Origin of the sequence: Bradyrhizobium sp. CB1717 (genome assembly GCF_029714325.1) — a bacterium.
Taxonomy (GTDB): domain Bacteria; phylum Pseudomonadota; class Alphaproteobacteria; order Rhizobiales; family Xanthobacteraceae; genus Bradyrhizobium.
On sequence record NZ_CP121666.1, the window covers coordinates 7,184,229 to 7,199,085 of the forward strand.

The window sequence follows — 14,857 nt, forward strand, 5'->3', positions numbered from 1 at the left end:
GCAAGGCGGGCTCACAACACCGCATCCGCGTCACCGAGGAAACATCACCGATGCAAGCCATCCTCAATGGCGACAGCACGCTCATCGTCGCGATGATCGTCGTCTACATCGCATTCACATCCTGGCTCACGCTCAAGCTGCGCAGCCGGACGAGCGACCAGTTCATGACCGCCGCCCGCGCCATGCCGGCCGTGGTCGTCGGCGTGCTGATGATGTCTGAATTCGTCGGCGCCAAGTCGACGGTCGGCACGGCGCAGGAAGCGTTCCAGTCGGGCATGGCGGCGGGGTGGGCCGTGCTCGGCGCCTCGATAGGCTTCCTGCTGTTCGGCCTGTTGATGGTGAAGAAGCTCTACAATTCCGGCGAATACACCATCTCGGCGGCGATCGCGCAGAAATACGGCAAGTCGACCATGCTCACGGTGTCCGTGATCATGATCTACGCGCTGCTGCTGGTGAACGTCGGCAATTACGTCAGCGGCGCGGCCGCGATCGCCACCGCGCTGCATGTCAGCCTGCCGGTCGCGATGTGCATCATCGCGGTGGTCTCGACCTTCTACTACGTGTTCGGCGGCTTGAAGGGCGTCGCCTGGGTGACGATCCTGCACAGCGCCTTCAAGGTCGTCGGCATCCTCATCATCTTCGCGGTCGCGATGTCGCTGACCGGCGGCATCGCGCCGATCCAGGCCAAGCTGCCGGCCTATTACTTCACCTGGGACGGCAAGATCGGCTTCACGACCATCTTCGCCTGGACCTTCGGCACGGTCGGCGCGATCTTCTCGACGCAGTTCATCGTGCAGGCGATCTCCTCGACCCCGAGCGCGGACGACGCCCGCAAGGCGACGTTCTATGCGGCGGCGTTCTGCCTGCCGCTCGGCTTCCTGCTAGCCCTGATCGGGGTCGCCGCGAAATATCTCTACCCCGACATGAACAGCCTCTACGCGCTGCCGGTGTTTTTGGAGAAGATGCCGCCGCTCGCTTCCGCCTTCGTGACGACCTCGCTGGTCGCTTCGATCTTCGTCAGCGTCTGCACCGTCGCGCTCGCGATCGCCTCGCTGGTGGTGCGCGACTTCTACGTCCCCTATTGGAAGCCGACGCCGGAGCGCGAATTGAAGATGACGCGCGTGTTCTCGGTGGTGATCGGCATCGTGCCGCTGGTGTTCGTGTTCTTCATTCCGGAGATCCTGAAACTGTCGTTCTTCACGCGCGCGCTGCGGCTGTCGATCACCATCGTGGCGATGATGGGCTTCTACCTGCCGCTGTTTGCCAGCAACCGCGGCGCCACCGCCGGCCTGATCGGCGCGGCGGTCTCGACCACGGTCTGGTACATGCTCGGCAACCCCTTCGGCATCGACAACATGTACATCGCGGCCGCAACGCCGCTGGTGGTGATGGCGATCGAGCGCATGGTGCTGGGCCGCGCTCCCAGTCCCGCGGCGTCGCAGCCGGCGCAACCCAATGCATTCGTGGAAAGGACTTCGACATGATCGTCGCGACCGAGATCGTGAGCTCCGACATCGAGATCGCCGCCGACGGCATCCTTCGCCAGGCCGCCGGCGATCCCGACCGGTTCGACGCCTTCATCCCCTCGCCTTGCGTGCAGAACCACGCCGCCAATCTGATGCCGCTTGCAAACGGCGATCTGGCCTGCGTCTGGTTCGGCGGCACGCAGGAGGGCATGTCGGACATCTCGGTCTATTTTTCACGCCTGCCCCGCGGCGCCACGCAATGGTCTCGGGCTGAAAAGCTGTCGGACGATGCGGGACGCTCGGAGCAGAACCCTTTGCTGTTTCCCGCCCCCGACGGCACGCTGTGGCTGATGTGGACGGCGCAGCTCGCGGGCAACCAGGACACCGCCCTGATCCGCCGCCGCCTCTCCCGCGACCATGGCAAGAGCTGGGGCCCGATCGAGACGCTGTTTCCCGAGCATCACGGCCGCGGCACCTTCATCCGCCAGCCGATCGTGGTGCTCGACAATGGCGACTGGCTGCTCCCTGTGTTCTACTGTCACAGCACGCCGGGCCGGAAATGGAACGGCGACGAGGACACCAGCGCGGTGAAGATCTCGTCGGATGCCGGCAAGACCTGGCGCGATGTCGACGTGCCCGGCAGCCGCGGCTGCGTGCATATGAGCATCGCGCGGCTCGACGACGGCTCGCTGCTGGCCCTGTTCCGCAGCCGCTGGGCGGACAACATCTACCAGAGCAGGTCCTCCGATCACGGCCGCACCTGGTCGGCGCCAACGCCGACCGTGCTTCCCAACAACAACTCCTCGATCCAGCTCACGCGGCTCGACAACGGGCATCTCGCGCTCGTCTTCAACGATTCCAGCGCCAAGGACGCGACCGGGCGCCGCCTTTCGCTGTACGACGAGATCGAGGACGACCTGCCGCCGGTGCTCGCCGGCGACGGCAGCAAGGCAGACGGACGCACCGCGTTCTGGGGCGCGCCGCGGGCGCCGATGACGCTGGCGGTCTCCGCCGATGGCGGACGGAGCTGGACCAGGCGCGATGTCGAGACCGGCGACGGCTATTGCATGACCAACAATTCGCGCGACCAGACCAATCGCGAGCTGTCCTACCCGTCCGTCAAACAGACCGCCGACGGCGCGCTCCACATGGCCTTCACCTTCCATCGCCGCGCCATCAAATATGTCCGCGTGACCGAACCATGGGTGACGCGCGCCGCACGGGGCTGAGGTCATGGACCAGAGGCCTCACGCGCTGGTGACGGGCGCAAGCTCGGGGATTGGTGCAGCGATCGTCGAGCAGTTGCTGCGCGACGACTGGCGGGTCACCGGGATCAGCCGCCGCCTTGCGACGTTCGACCATCCGGCGTTCGATCATTTGTCGCTCGACCTCGATGATGTCGGCAGCATTGCCGACGCTGTTGCAGGCTTTGCCCCGACCGCGCTGGTTCATGCCGCGGGGCTGCTCAAGGCCGGCCCGCTCGGATCTCTCGACCATGACGACGGCGCGGCAATGTGGCGGCTGCATGTCGACGTCGCCGAGCGCCTCGCCAACGCGCTGGCGCCGCGCCTGCCGGACGGCGGACGCATCGTCTTCATCGGCAGCCGCACCGCATCGGGCGCGGCGGGCCGCGGGCAATATGCCGCGACCAAGGCGGCGCTGGTCGCGCTGGCGCGGTCCTGGGCGCTCGAGCTCGCGCCTCGCGGCATCACGGTCAACGTCGTCGCCCCCGCCGCAACCGAGACGCCGATGCTGAAGGATCCCTCGCGCGCCAATGTCGCGCCAAGACTGCCGCCGATCGGCCGCTTCATCCGCCCGGAGGAGGTCGCTAGCGCCGTCGCCTTCCTGCTCTCGACGGAAGCGGCCGCCATCACCGGACAGCAGCTCGTCATCTGCGGCGGCAGCTCGCTCTAAGTGGGAGCTCGAACGCTCCCGGCCGGACGATAGCGGCCGGCAACGATACGGCGGAAGAGCCACAGCACGACGGGACACGCCAGGAGCGCTGCGGCGCCGAAGTCGAGCGCGGCGCTCGCGGAGCCGAACGACGTCGAGAGCTTGCCGCCGATCGCCGGTCCGGCCAGCATGCCGGCGTAGAAGACCGTGTAGAATAGTCCCATTCCGATCGGTCGCATTGTCTGGTCGAGCACGCGCGCTGGCAGGCTCATGATCGGCCCGGCAGGCAGGCCGCAGAGGATTCCAAGCGCAACGATGATGGGAAGTACCATGCCACTTCGCGACAGAAGAAGCGTCAGGACGGCGAAGGCGATGCAGCCTGTCACGAGGATGGCTTCGCCGCGCCTGGTCCGATCGGCGAGGAAGCCGCCGAGCGGAACCGAAAGGGCGGCGAGCCAGAGCACGATACTGACGGTCGATCCGGCTGCGGCACCGGACCAGCCCTGCTCGACAAGCATCGAGGGGCCGAAACTGAAGATCATCGCAAAGCCGATATTGTAGAGGCACCAGATCAAGCCGGCGGCAATCACGGCGCAGATCGTCTCGGCGCTGAGGCTGCCGCGCTCGCCGTCCACCGCGGCGGCCGCATCAGGCGCGCGATAGACCAAGGCGATGACGCAGAGCCCGATCAGGATCACCCCTGCGACGGCAAGATTGACGGCATGGAGCCCGAGCGCGGTGCCAATGGCTGGCAGAAGCATCAGAGAGAGCGCGATGCCGGCCGGCCAGGAGTTGATGAAAATGGCCATCGCGGTGGCGATTTCCCGGCCGGCAAACCAGTCCGCGACCATCTTGGTCATGAGAACGTTCAGGAGAACACCGCCGATGCCGGCGATCAGCCGGCCCGCGATCTGCACGCTCCATGACGCTGACGTGGTCATCAGCAGTTCGCCGGCCAGCATCATCAGGAGTCCGGCGAGGACCGTCGCCTTGTCGCCATAGCGGCGGCCGATCGCGCCGCCAGGCAGGGCAAGCGCGGTGCCCGGCGCAAAATAGAGTCCGATCAGAACGCCGATATCGGCCAGGCTCGCGCTCAGGCTCTGGCTGAGCTGCGGCGCGACGGCGGCGACGCTCTGGAACTGAAAGGCAATGGTGGCACGAGCGACGAACAGAGCAGCAAGGATGGTCCAGCGGCTTCGCATTTGGGATCGCTCCGATGCCCTCAATTAAGTCGTCGGCGGGATATTCTGGTTCAAGCGGAAGGACGAAATCGTCGGCAGGATCGTCTCGGCGCTGCCCGGCCGCGTCGAGGACGCGGGCCGCGAGATCGCAAGAGGCAAACAGACCTCGAACATCACGGCCTATGATCTCGTCCTGTTGGGGAACGAGCGATGGCGTCAGCTGACCGTAGCAAGCATGGATGAGGCGAGAGATTGCTTCACAAAAGCCGTGGGGCTCGATCCAGCCTATGCCCGCGCTCACGCCAATATCGCCTAGACGATCGTCTGCGCCGCGTTTCTGGAATCACCCGCCGCGCCTTCGCTGGATGATGCGCGTCGCGAGATCGAGATCGCGCTCGATCTCGATGAGAACGATGCCTGGTCGCACGGCGTCTTCGCCCAGCTTCTTTTCCTGCAAAACCGTGACCAGGAAGCCGAAACCCACTTCAAGCGGGCTCTGGCGCTCAACCCGAACGATGCCGACGTCGCCGCCGCCTTTGCCAACATCCTGGTCTATTGGGGACATTGGCGGGACGCGCTCACATGGATCAGATCGGCCAAAGGCCGCCCGACACGTCGTCCAGCGCGCCATCGGCGACGGCATCCTTTCTAGCCGCCGTCGTTTCTGGCAGGCACGCGACCGCCCGACACGTCGTCCAGGGAGCTGTCGCTGAGTGCATCCTTTTCAGACATCGAGATTTGGGAGGCTTGCTTGTGAGCGGCGTCCTTGCCGCTCTCGAGAGCTTCGGCTTGCGCCTTGGAATTCGTGTCCTGCTTATTGGTCATTCTCAATCTCCGCTTCAGTTCTTAGCTGCATATGGATACCAAGCGCGCGGGAAAACGGTTTCTCGACATTGCCCTTCGGCTCATGCGCTTGAGCGTGAAAGGTACCGCCGGCTTCATTGGCGGGCGATACGGCAGATGTCGTATTTCGTCGTCGGCAAGAGGAAATGTCGAAAAAGCGCAGCCTTCGACCTCAGTATCTGGCGTCCTTCACCGCGACGTGCTCGACAATCTTGAGCAGACGGTCAAATCTCTCCCCCGCGATCGACACCTGGTCGAGTACCGCAGGATCAAGCTCGTCCTTCAAACGCGTCGTCTCGTCACCGAGACCGCTGTCCTGCTCACCGTAGGCCATCCGGCGCTCGGTGGCACGCAGGCGGTCCGACAGCAGGATGGCGAGCGCGCGATAAAAGCGGCTGGCGAAGGCGTTGTCGGCCGCGAGCTTGCGCAGCAGCATCTGCTTGTCCAGGAACAGCGCGACCGAGTCGACCTTTGCCGCCACGGTCGCGGACGGTAGCGCTGAATCAACCAGCGACATCTCGCCGACGAAGTCGCCCGCGCCGACCTGGGCGATCTCGCCGGCCCCGGCGACGCTGACGGCCATGCGCCCCTGCAGCACCAGGACGATCGCATCGGTTGCCACGCCTTCCTGGATCAGCACCTCCTGTTGCCTGATGCTCCGGCGGGCGCCGGAGCGGGCCATCCAGTCGATGTCGGAATCGTTCAGCACGCCGAAGATGAAAAGGACCTTGCGCATGATCGGTGCCCCCTAAACCAGTTGACGTTCCGCGAAATCCGCAAAGAGGCCCGGCTGCGCCATCAGCTCGGCAAAGGTGCCGGTCTGCGCGATCCTGCCGCCGTCGAGCACGACGATGCGGTCCGCCGACTGAACCGTGCTGAGCCGGTGCGCGATCACGATGCGGGTCAGATTGAGCCGCGATATCGAATCGCTGACGATGGCCTGGGACTGGTTGTCGAGCGCGCTGGTGGCCTCGTCCATCAGCAGGAGCCGCGGCCGATGCGCGAGCGCCCGCGCGATCAGCAAACGCTGGCGTTGGCCGCCCGACAGCGTGCTGACGCCCTCCGCGACCAGGGTCTGCATGCCCATGGGCATGGCCTCGAGGTCGCGGTCGAGTCCCGCCAGCCGCGCGATCTCCCAGGCCTGGTCGATCGACAGCTGGGCCGCGCCGCAGATGTTGTCATAGATGCTGCCGGAGGCGAGCCTGGAGTTCTGCAGGACGACGCCGACATCGCGGCGCAGCAGTCCAAGGTCGATGGTCTCGAGCGACTTGCCGTCGACGAAGATGACGCCGGACGCCGGCCTCTCGAATCCGAGCAGCAGCCGGAACAGCGTCGACTTCCCGCTGCCCGAGGGGCCGACAATGGCGAGATATTCGCCCTTGCGCACGGCGAGGTTGATATCGTCGAGGATCAGCGGTCCGCTGTCGCCGTAGCGGAACGACACATTGGCAAACTCGATCGCGCCGCTGATTTCCCCGACCGATTTGCGGTCGTCGCCGATCTCGGTCGCCGCCGCGATGATCGGCCTCAGCCGCTCGATCCGGGGGATTGCGACCAGCAGCTCCCCGATCGCCGCCGCCCACTCGCCGATCGCAGCGAGCGCAAGCCCGAACGCCGCGTAAAACGCCAGGAACGTGCCGAGATCATGCTGCAGCCTGAGGCTCGACACGTTCTCGGCGAGGGCAAAGATGAGCAGCGTCGCCAGAGCGGGAAACGCTGCCTCTAGGCTCTTCTGAAGGTTTCCGAGCTGCTGCGAGGCGATGAAATTGCGCTTCTGCTCGCAGAAGCGTTCGACCCAGATCGCGAGCGCGTGCATGGTCGCATTGGCGATCCGCAATTTCCCGACGCCGGTGAGAAACTGCAGGACCAGTCCCTCCAGCCGCCCCTGCAGATAAAGGCTGGCGCGCTCCTTCGGCAGCCGGGCGAGGTTGATCGCCACCACCATGGCAACGCGCAGCCCTGCGAGGACAGCGGCGACCATGCCCAGCCTGAGATCGAGGTACAGCATCACGGCGAAGCTGAAGGCGCAGGAGATCAGCGCCAGAAAGCCGCGAACCGCCCGGCCGGTGACGATGCTGCGTACGGCTTCGATGCCGAGCGCCCGGTCCGCGAGATCGCCGACGGAGAAGTCACGGAAGAAGGCGGCCGGCATCCGCAGCAGGCGGTCGACGATCGCCGATTGCAAGGCAAAGTCCAGCCGGCTCTCCAGCCGGAGCATGGCGATGCCCTGCATCAACTGAAACCCGCCTGACACCAGCGTGACGACAATGAGTGCGATGGTGCAGATCAGGACCTGGTCAGCCTCGGCGCGCGGGAGCACGGAATCGATCAGCAGCTTGACGACCAGCGGGGTCGCCAATGCGAGCAGGCCGAGGCAGAGGGCGGCGAGCGTGATCCGCAGGACATCGGCCCGGACGGTCGCGGCGACGAACGTCAGGAGATCGCGGATCCCCAGGGCGCGCGACGGCAGCGGGCGATAGAACATTACCGCCTCGGGGGCGAGTTCGGCGGCGATCGCGCGCGTCAGCTCGCGGCGCGCTCCGGTCACGGGATCGACGATGATGTGGCGGCCGCCCGCCGCCGGCAATACAGCGACCGCCCGCCGCTCTTCGCCGAGACATGCGACGAACGGGCCGGAGCTGTTGGTCCACCAGTCGGCCCGCAGCAACAGGCGTCGCGCGCGCACCCGCGAGGCCCGCGCGATCCGCATGGCGTCGGCGAGATCGTCGCGGCCGGTCAGCATGCCGGGCGGAGCCTTCAGCGAAATGCCCATGACGTCTGCGACCTCGCGGCAGGCGGTGAGCAGACCGCCCGCGCCGACCGCACCGGCCTGCAACGATCCGGGCCCGGCGGCGATGATGCCGGCGAGGCGGCTGACGATGCCGGTGGTCCGCAGCCGGTTGAGATCCGACCGCAGGCGCAGGCGCTCAGCCTCGGCACGAGCCTCCTCGTCGAGCTTGCGACACAGGCTCGCCATGACGCCTGCGTGAAATCGATCGAGCGCGGCCCAGATCTCGTCGAACGGAAACGCCGCGCTCTCCCGAACCTCCAGCGTCGCCTCCTCGCGGGCGACAATCCACGTTCCCGGCGGCATCGGAATGGGACATTCTCGCGCGCCATGGGACTCCGGCATCTCCATCACGCCGACGGCGCCATGCACGATTTCGATCCAGCCGACATGCCGGCCGGCGAGCCGCAGAATGTCGCCGGATGCCAGGGCATGGCGCGAGCCGATCGCCGCCTGCTGCACGACCGCGCCCGGAGGAGACGCCGCGATGATGTCCGACACGCGCGCGGCCCAGGCGTCGATGGCGCTGCGATCGCCGAAACGGCCACGGTGGTCGATCACGATTTCGGTGTCGAGACCGCCGACCGCGACCACCGCCGCCGGTGCTCCGCTCGGATCGTTGATCGCGGGCAGGCCGAAAACCACGCCGCCCTGCTCGATGCGGAACAGATGGTGCCGCCGGCTCGGCTCGCCGTCAGCGCCCTGCCTGACGGCGAACAGGTCGACATAGCCGCGCACGACATGCAGGACGAGATCGACGTCGTCGACCGGCAACGGCCGATGGCTCTCGAGCGCCACTGGCGTGGACGCCGCGATCCGGTGGCGAGGCACGGTTTCGAGCGACGGCGGCTGGTAGGCGCTGCTCATTCGCCCGACACCAGCTGGACATATTCACCGCCCTCGGCGAGCAGCTCCTGATGCGTCCCCCGCTGCACCACGCGTCCGTTGCTCATCACCAGGATCTCGTCACAGTCGCGGATCGTGCTGAGCCGGTGCGCGACGATGATGCAGGTGCATCCCCGGCGCCGGAGATTGTCGTCGATCGCCTTCTCGACGATCGGGTCCAGCGCCGAGGTCGCCTCGTCGAGGATCACCACGGAGGGATTGCCGGCGAGCGCGCGTGCGATCTCGAGCCGCTGGCGCTGGCCGCCGCTGAAATTCCTGCCGTCCTCGGCGACGTGGCAATCGTAATTGCCGGCACGGACCGCCACCTCCTCGTGGACCAGCGCATCCTTGAGCGCCCGGGACACGCCTGCCTCGGCCACGGTGTCGTCCCAGAGCGTGAGGTTGTCGCGGGCCGTGCCTTCGAACAGCAGGATCTCCTGATCGACATAGGCGACGGAGTTGGTGAAGATCTCCTGAGGGATCTCGGCCAGCGGCCAGCCGTCGATGCGGATGTCGCCGGACCACGGCCGGTAGAGGCCGCTGATCAGCCGGCCGATGGTGGATTTTCCGCTGCCCGATCCGCCAACCAGCGCCACCCGGCGGCCGGGCTCGACGAGCAGCGAGAAATCCTCGATCAACGGCGGCTCGAGCGCGGAATAGCCGAACGAGACGTTCTTCAGCTCGACCCGTCCCGACAATTTCGCGGGCATGCGCGCGGGCGCGCGCTCGATCGGCACCAGCGGACGCGCGGGATAGTTGAAGACATCCTCGATCCGGAACAGATTGCCCTTGATCGCCAGGAAGGCGGAGGCTTGCTGCACAAGCGCGTTGACCGGCTCGACCAGGCTTGCGAGCAGCGCCTGCAACGCGACAAGGCCGCCGATGGTCAATGCACCGTCGACGATGCGCAAGCCGCCGACACCGAGCACGATCGCGGTGGTCAATCCGGTCAGGAAGATCGGGCAGACGTCGAGGAAGGTGGCGTAGACGCCGAGCTCGCGCTCGGCGTTCAGCACCTTGGCCTGAAACCCCGCCCAGCGCGCGAAGGCATCGTCCTCCAGGCCGCCGGCCTTGATCGTCTCGATGGTGCGGATGATCTCGATGGTGCTTCCGTTCAGCTTGGCGCGCTCGATGACCAGCTTGCGGTTGATATCCTCGCGCTGGCGGGCGACCAGCCTGAGGACGACGACGTTGAGCAGGGCCATGGCGATGCTGATCGCGGCCAAGAGCGTGTCGTAGAACGCCATCGTGACGGCGATGAAGACGACCGAGATCAGGTTCAGCGCGTTGGCAGCCACGCCGTTGGAAAGCAGCTGGGCGATCTGCTCGCTGGCGGCGATGCGGTTGGCGAGATCTCCCGAATGGCGCTGGGTGAAGAACTCCATCGGCAGCGTCAGGACGTGCCACAGCAACTGGCTGACCATCGTCACCGTCAGCTTGGTCTGGATGCGCAGCAGCAGCGACTGTTGAAACGCCGTGATCAGCGCCCGCGCCGCGGCCGTGATCGCCATGCCAATCAGCAAGGGCGTGAACCAGCCCTCGACATGCCGGACCAGGACGTCGTCGACGAAGATCTTCGCGAAGGTCGGGACCAGGATGGTGGGCACCACGAGCGCCATGCTGAGCCCTACCAGCAGCAGCACCGCCCACAACGAATTCGCCAGCCGCCGCACCAGCAGCGGAAGAAAATCCGGTTCGCGCCCGCCCGGCTCGAATTCGGGTCCCGGCTCCATCGCCAGCACGACGCCGGTGAAGGCGGCGTCGAACTCGTCGTGACCGACCTTGCGGCGCCCCGTCGAGGGATCGTTGACATAGGCGTAGTTCGAATCCAGCCTCTCCAGAACCACGAAGTGGTTGAAGTTCCAATGGATGATCGACGGCATCGGCAACTCGTGGAGGGTTGCGGGCTCTTTCCTGAAGCCCTTAGCCGTCAATCCGAAGGCTCTCGCGGCCTTCAGAACGTTACTGGCCTTGCTGCCGTCGCGGGAGACGCCGCATGCCTCGCGCAACTTTTCCAGCGGCACCCACCGACCGTGATAGGCCAGGATCATCGCAAGCGAGGCGGCGCCGCATTCAAGCGCTTCCATCTGGAATACCGTGGGCGTGACCCAGCGCCGCCGCCCTGGCAGCGGAATACGCCCGATCCAGTTGCCGAGGCGATCGAGGAGCGGCGGCTGGGCGTCGGTTTGGCGCGATGCGGTCATGTGCTGGCGATCCTAGCCGCCGATTCCGCTCAGCCGCTTCATCAACGGGATCACCAGATCGATCGGCGGCTGCTCGCGCGTCGTGACTTCGGCGCGGGTCAGCGTACCGCTCGAGAGCGGGATCGGTGGCCCCTTGCCCGAGGTCCAGCGATACCCGCTGAAGGTCGACGCATCGCGCGCCAGCGCGACCTTCGCCGCATAGGGCGCGCCGTCCTGCGAGAAGCGCTTGACCAACGCATCGTTGTGCAGGTCCGCCAGCATGCCTTGCGGCGTCACGGGGAAATCCGAGACCGCGACCACATTGCCGACGATCGCACCGTACTCCTCGCGCTTGATGGTGTTCGGCTCGATACGAACCTCCATGCCCGGCCTGATGGTCTTGCCGCGGTCCGCCGGCATGTAGACGGTTGCCTCCAGGACCTGCCCTGCGGTCTCGATCTCGATGACTGACGTGCCCACGGCAAGCACGGCGCCGCCGGACACCTTGAGCTCGACGACACGGCCGTCGGCGGGACTGAGGATCCGCGATCCCCGTTCCAGCTCGGCCCCAAGATGCTCGACCGTCCGCTTCGCATCGTTGATCTTGAACTCGGACAGCAGGCGGTCGCGCTCGCGCTGGCTCTGCAGATCCAGCCGCTGCGCATTGAGCTTGAGAATGTCGTTTCTGGCGTCGGTGATACGCTCGCGCGCGTTGTTCAGCTCGACGCGACGGTCCTCGAGATATTTGCGCGTCACGATTCCGCTCGCCGCGGCTGGCTCGAGCTTCGCCACCTCGTCCGTGAGGTAGACCGAGCGCTTCTCGGCGGCGGCGATCACGTTGGCGAGGCCCGCTTCCTGAGCCGTGTAATTGGCAAGCTTGGCGTCGATCTCGCGCGAGATCGCACCGACGAGCTCGGCATGCTCGCGCTCGCGCTCGCGCAGCACGTCCCTCGCCTGCTGCAGCCGCTGCTCGGTCTCGGTCTGAGCGACGCGGGCGATCACCTGATCGCGGCGGACCGTGTCGCCGATGCCTATCTCGAGAGCGGCGAGCTTGCCGCTGACCGCGGATACCGCGTCGACCAGGCGACCGCCGCTGCTGAGCAAGATGCCGTCGCCGGACACGCGGGTCGGAATGCGGCCCAGCACACTCCAGGCGATGAGCACGACAAGGCCGAGCGCCAGTGCCGCCGCGGCCACCCAGTCGAACGGGCGCGTCACGCCGACGACATGATCAAGCTGCTCGGGATTCGAAAGCCGCTCGATCGCCGCTTCCCGAAAGATTCGTTCCGTCCCCCGTTTCATACAGCCCCCCGCCAGCGCGGACCGCCCTGCTCCGCTGAATTTGGCAGGAATAGTTGCGCTTTTTCAAGCAGATCTTGCCGGCGACACCCCGCCCGCGGGACCATCGGTCGTAAGAGCACGGCAATATCTAAACCGATCCCGCCGTCCATGTCGGCTCCCCCGAGGAATGGAGCAAAGCGGACATGCCGATATCGACGAGATCGACCCTGTCCGGACCGATGCGCGACGGCATGCCGACCTCTTCAAGCCGTCGTTGGTTCAGGTGCTTTTTCAGTCAACCTCCCCCGCCCGTGCTGGCGTAGCTGGCACGCGCGAGACTATTGAACGGCCAAGTACCGCCCGACACATCGTCCAGGGAGCTGTCGCCGAGCGCATCCTTTTCAGACGTCGTCGAGATATGGGAAACTTCGTTCCGAGCGGCACCTTCGAGGCCCTCGGCTTCCCCTTGTTTTTCCGCGTCTTACGTAATGGTCACATTCTATCTCCAGTTTCATCAATGCTATCGGTTAAATCCAAAGTCAGATGGTTTTATTGTATGTATTGGAGCTCATAACGTATGGCCAAAGGCCGCCCGACACATCGTCCAGCGAGCCGTCGCCGAGTGCATCCTTCGCCGGCGTGGAGGAGATCTTGTTCTGCACAGCGTCCTTGAGGCTCTCGCTGGGCTCGGCCTGCCCTTGCGAATTGGTGTCCTGCGTGTTGCTCATGTTCCATCTCCAGTTTCATCAATGCCAAGCTTCACAATGACGTTCCAACATTACGCTCAGGTCTTTTTCGAGAGTATTTCGAGCGCTACGGAAAACCGTTTCGTCGGTTCACCGACTATCCACTCACGCGAATGCCCGAGACGAAATTCGCCCCACGACCAGGCTTCATATCTTGATCTGCGCCGCTGGGCGATACGGCAGATGTCGTATTTTGTCGTCGGTCAGGAGGCCAATGTCGAAGCGCCCTGCGCCGCCGCAGGTGGCGGCGCGGTGTTAGATCAGCGCCGAGACAATCTCAATCGTGGCCGGGTGACCGCCAATCGACGACGCCCCGTCTAGATCACAAGGCAAAGTCCCGAAAACAGCAACAAGCCCAGGATAATTCGTTTGAAGGCCGCCTCGTTGACCCGTCCGAACAGCACGATACCTACAGCCGTTCCCGCAGCCAAGGCGGGCAGAGACATGCCAAAGTCGATCAAGACCTTTAACGAGAGGCTTTGGTGCGAAAGCATGAGAGCGAGGGCGAAAAGCTGCATGACGCCGATGTAGGGCTGAACCAGGCCGCGCTGCTGATTTTTCGGGAGACCGTGGATGTCGCACCAGATCGCAGGAAGTGCGCCAGGCATCGCTGTCAAGCCGCCGACCAGCCCGCCACCAAATCCGACCAGCGCGTTCCTGCTCCGGCTGTCCATCTGACGCAAGTAGGCAGCCGTCGGCCGCACCAAGGCATATGCCGCGTAAAGCGATACGAGCGTTCCAAACCCAAGCCTGAAAACACCTGTATCCACGTTCTGCAGGAGATAGATCGCGATCGGAATGCCCAATAGTCCACCAGCGATGAAAACCAGGCTGGTTTTCCATTGCATGCTCTTGCGCAGCGCATACAGGTTGGCCGCTTGTACGGTGATGCTGCAGGCCATCATCAATGGCACAGCTTCCATGGGCGGAAACACATGCAGCAGGATGGCGCCGGCGACCGCCGAGAACGCAAATCCGGAAAGGCCGGAAACGAACGCACCTGCAAAAACCGCCCCGCTTAGCACCAAGTAAACCGCTATGTCTGACATGGCATTGCTTTCTGGAAAACAACGTGAGGGCGTCTTTGCTCACTCGCGTGACAACAGCCAATCCATCTAGTCGCTGTGGATCGCCGTTGTTGCCGTTTCGACGGGGCGGACACTCGGCGCGTGATGCAGCATGTCTCCTGCGACGACGTGCAAAATGCCGAAGCCCGCGAGGACGGCGATTGTCCAGGCCTTGAGAGGCGACGATGGTCGCCGGGCGTGGCAGCTATCGGAAATTGCCATATCCAAATGACCTTCCTGCAACCGTTCGAAGCGAAGCTGCTCGTCTTGACAGGCTCTGTTGATGGCGCAGCCGTGCTCCCACCTGCCGGATTCAAGATCGGCGGGTGCGCAAACGCGTTCAATTGAGGAGAAAGATACCGCTGGGTTGATTCGCGAGCGATACGGCAGATGTCGTATTTCGGTACCGGTCAGGAGGTTGATGTCAAAAAGGCCCAGCCTACTGCAGGTGGCGGCACGGTGTGAGACCAGCGCCGGGACACAATCTCAACCGCCGTCGCATCATCGCCAATCTGGCGGCGGAT

The 14,857-nt window shown here is 65.0% G+C and carries 14 protein-coding genes; 6 read left to right on the forward strand and 8 right to left on the reverse strand.

Annotation, left to right across the window (positions count from 1 at the left end):
- The first annotated feature begins 50 nt into the window (after positions 1 to 50).
- From QA649_RS33550 to QA649_RS33560, 3 genes are read left to right on the forward strand one after another with little or no spacing between them, the layout of a single operon-like run.
- A complete protein-coding gene (locus tag QA649_RS33550; protein ID WP_283020969.1) occupies positions 51 to 1,484 on the forward strand; it encodes a sodium:solute symporter family protein in 1,434 nt (477 codons plus the stop codon).
- Entirely contained in the window at positions 1,481 to 2,695 is a 1,215-nt protein-coding gene (locus tag QA649_RS33555; protein WP_283020970.1) for an exo-alpha-sialidase, read from the forward strand. Before QA649_RS33550 ends, QA649_RS33555 begins: the two co-directional genes overlap by 4 nt.
- Before the next feature lie 4 nt (positions 2,696 to 2,699).
- The gene (locus QA649_RS33560; protein ID WP_283020971.1) at positions 2,700 to 3,380 is read left to right on the forward strand and encodes an SDR family oxidoreductase; all 681 of its coding nucleotides are present in this window, start codon (positions 2,700 to 2,702) and stop codon (positions 3,378 to 3,380) included.
- On the opposite strand, the gene QA649_RS33565 is transcribed toward QA649_RS33560, so the two are convergent.
- Positions 3,377 to 4,561 (reverse strand): MFS transporter, encoded by a 1,185-nt coding sequence (locus QA649_RS33565; protein ID WP_283020972.1) that lies wholly within the window; start codon positions 4,559 to 4,561, stop codon positions 3,377 to 3,379. The two genes, QA649_RS33560 and QA649_RS33565, sit on opposite strands and share 4 nt — an antisense overlap.
- Before the next feature lie 367 nt (positions 4,562 to 4,928).
- On the opposite strand from QA649_RS33565, the gene QA649_RS33570 reads away from it, so the two are divergent.
- Entirely contained in the window at positions 4,929 to 5,192 is a 264-nt protein-coding gene (locus QA649_RS33570) for a tetratricopeptide repeat protein (protein WP_283026160.1), read from the forward strand.
- Here QA649_RS33570 and QA649_RS33575 read toward each other — a convergent pair.
- From QA649_RS33575 to QA649_RS33600, 6 genes are all read right to left on the reverse strand, one after another.
- Positions 5,189 to 5,365 (reverse strand): hypothetical protein, encoded by a 177-nt coding sequence (locus QA649_RS33575; RefSeq protein ID WP_283020973.1) that lies wholly within the window; start codon positions 5,363 to 5,365, stop codon positions 5,189 to 5,191. The two genes, QA649_RS33570 and QA649_RS33575, sit on opposite strands and share 4 nt — an antisense overlap.
- A gap of 190 nt (positions 5,366 to 5,555) precedes the next feature.
- On the reverse strand, positions 5,556 to 6,119 hold the full coding sequence (locus QA649_RS33580; protein ID WP_283020974.1) for a cyclic nucleotide-binding domain-containing protein: 564 nt from the start codon (positions 6,117 to 6,119) through the stop codon (positions 5,556 to 5,558).
- Between the two features lie 12 nt (positions 6,120 to 6,131).
- Positions 6,132 to 9,038: an NHLP bacteriocin export ABC transporter permease/ATPase subunit gene (locus tag QA649_RS33585; RefSeq protein WP_283020975.1), complete on the reverse strand. Its 2,907-nt coding sequence runs from the start codon at positions 9,036 to 9,038 to the stop codon at positions 6,132 to 6,134.
- Entirely contained in the window at positions 9,035 to 11,260 is a 2,226-nt protein-coding gene (locus QA649_RS33590; RefSeq protein ID WP_283020976.1) for an NHLP family bacteriocin export ABC transporter peptidase/permease/ATPase subunit, read from the reverse strand. The genes QA649_RS33585 and QA649_RS33590 overlap by 4 nt, the downstream gene beginning before the upstream one ends.
- Positions 11,261 to 11,272: 12 nt before the next feature.
- Positions 11,273 to 12,541 carry an NHLP bacteriocin system secretion protein gene (locus QA649_RS33595; protein ID WP_018645184.1) on the reverse strand — a complete coding sequence of 423 codons (1,269 nt, stop codon included), beginning with the start codon at positions 12,539 to 12,541 and terminating at the stop codon, positions 11,273 to 11,275.
- A 518-nt stretch (positions 12,542 to 13,059) separates the two neighbouring features.
- Complete coding sequence (locus QA649_RS33600) at positions 13,060 to 13,248, reverse strand: hypothetical protein (RefSeq protein ID WP_283020977.1); 189 nt, start codon at positions 13,246 to 13,248, stop codon at positions 13,060 to 13,062.
- Positions 13,249 to 13,284: 36 nt separating this feature from the next.
- Between QA649_RS33600 and QA649_RS33605 the strand changes: the two genes are divergently transcribed.
- Complete coding sequence (locus tag QA649_RS33605) at positions 13,285 to 13,587, forward strand: hypothetical protein (RefSeq protein ID WP_283020978.1); 303 nt, start codon at positions 13,285 to 13,287, stop codon at positions 13,585 to 13,587.
- Here QA649_RS33605 and QA649_RS33610 read toward each other — a convergent pair.
- Positions 13,584 to 14,315 (reverse strand): sulfite exporter TauE/SafE family protein, encoded by a 732-nt coding sequence (locus QA649_RS33610; protein ID WP_283020979.1) that lies wholly within the window; start codon positions 14,313 to 14,315, stop codon positions 13,584 to 13,586. The genes QA649_RS33605 and QA649_RS33610 overlap by 4 nt on opposite strands.
- 120 nt (positions 14,316 to 14,435) lie before the next feature.
- Between QA649_RS33610 and QA649_RS33615 the strand changes: the two genes are divergently transcribed.
- Complete coding sequence (locus QA649_RS33615) at positions 14,436 to 14,681, forward strand: hypothetical protein (RefSeq protein ID WP_283020980.1); 246 nt, start codon at positions 14,436 to 14,438, stop codon at positions 14,679 to 14,681.
- The last annotated feature ends 176 nt before the right edge of the window (positions 14,682 to 14,857 follow it).

Bases quoted from the DNA above. Each gene is read 5' to 3' on its own strand.
- QA649_RS33550 (WP_283020969.1), top strand. From the start codon at position 51: ATGCAAGCCATCCTCAATGGCGACAGCACGCTCATCGTCGCGATGATC.
- QA649_RS33555 (WP_283020970.1), top strand. From the start codon at position 1,481: ATGATCGTCGCGACCGAGATCGTGAGCTCCGACATCGAGATCGCCGCC.
- QA649_RS33560 (WP_283020971.1), top strand. From the start codon at position 2,700: ATGGACCAGAGGCCTCACGCGCTGGTGACGGGCGCAAGCTCGGGGATT.
- QA649_RS33565 (WP_283020972.1), bottom strand. From the start codon at position 4,561: ATGCGAAGCCGCTGGACCATCCTTGCTGCTCTGTTCGTCGCTCGTGCC.
- QA649_RS33575 (WP_283020973.1), bottom strand. From the start codon at position 5,365: ATGACCAATAAGCAGGACACGAATTCCAAGGCGCAAGCCGAAGCTCTC.
- QA649_RS33580 (WP_283020974.1), bottom strand. From the start codon at position 6,119: ATGCGCAAGGTCCTTTTCATCTTCGGCGTGCTGAACGATTCCGACATC.
- QA649_RS33585 (WP_283020975.1), bottom strand. From the start codon at position 9,038: ATGAGCAGCGCCTACCAGCCGCCGTCGCTCGAAACCGTGCCTCGCCAC.
- QA649_RS33590 (WP_283020976.1), bottom strand. From the start codon at position 11,260: ATGACCGCATCGCGCCAAACCGACGCCCAGCCGCCGCTCCTCGATCGC.
- QA649_RS33595 (WP_018645184.1), bottom strand. From the start codon at position 12,541: ATGAAACGGGGGACGGAACGAATCTTTCGGGAAGCGGCGATCGAGCGG.
- QA649_RS33600 (WP_283020977.1), bottom strand. From the start codon at position 13,248: ATGAGCAACACGCAGGACACCAATTCGCAAGGGCAGGCCGAGCCCAGC.
- QA649_RS33605 (WP_283020978.1), top strand. From the start codon at position 13,285: ATGACGTTCCAACATTACGCTCAGGTCTTTTTCGAGAGTATTTCGAGC.
- QA649_RS33610 (WP_283020979.1), bottom strand. From the start codon at position 14,315: ATGTCAGACATAGCGGTTTACTTGGTGCTAAGCGGGGCGGTTTTTGCA.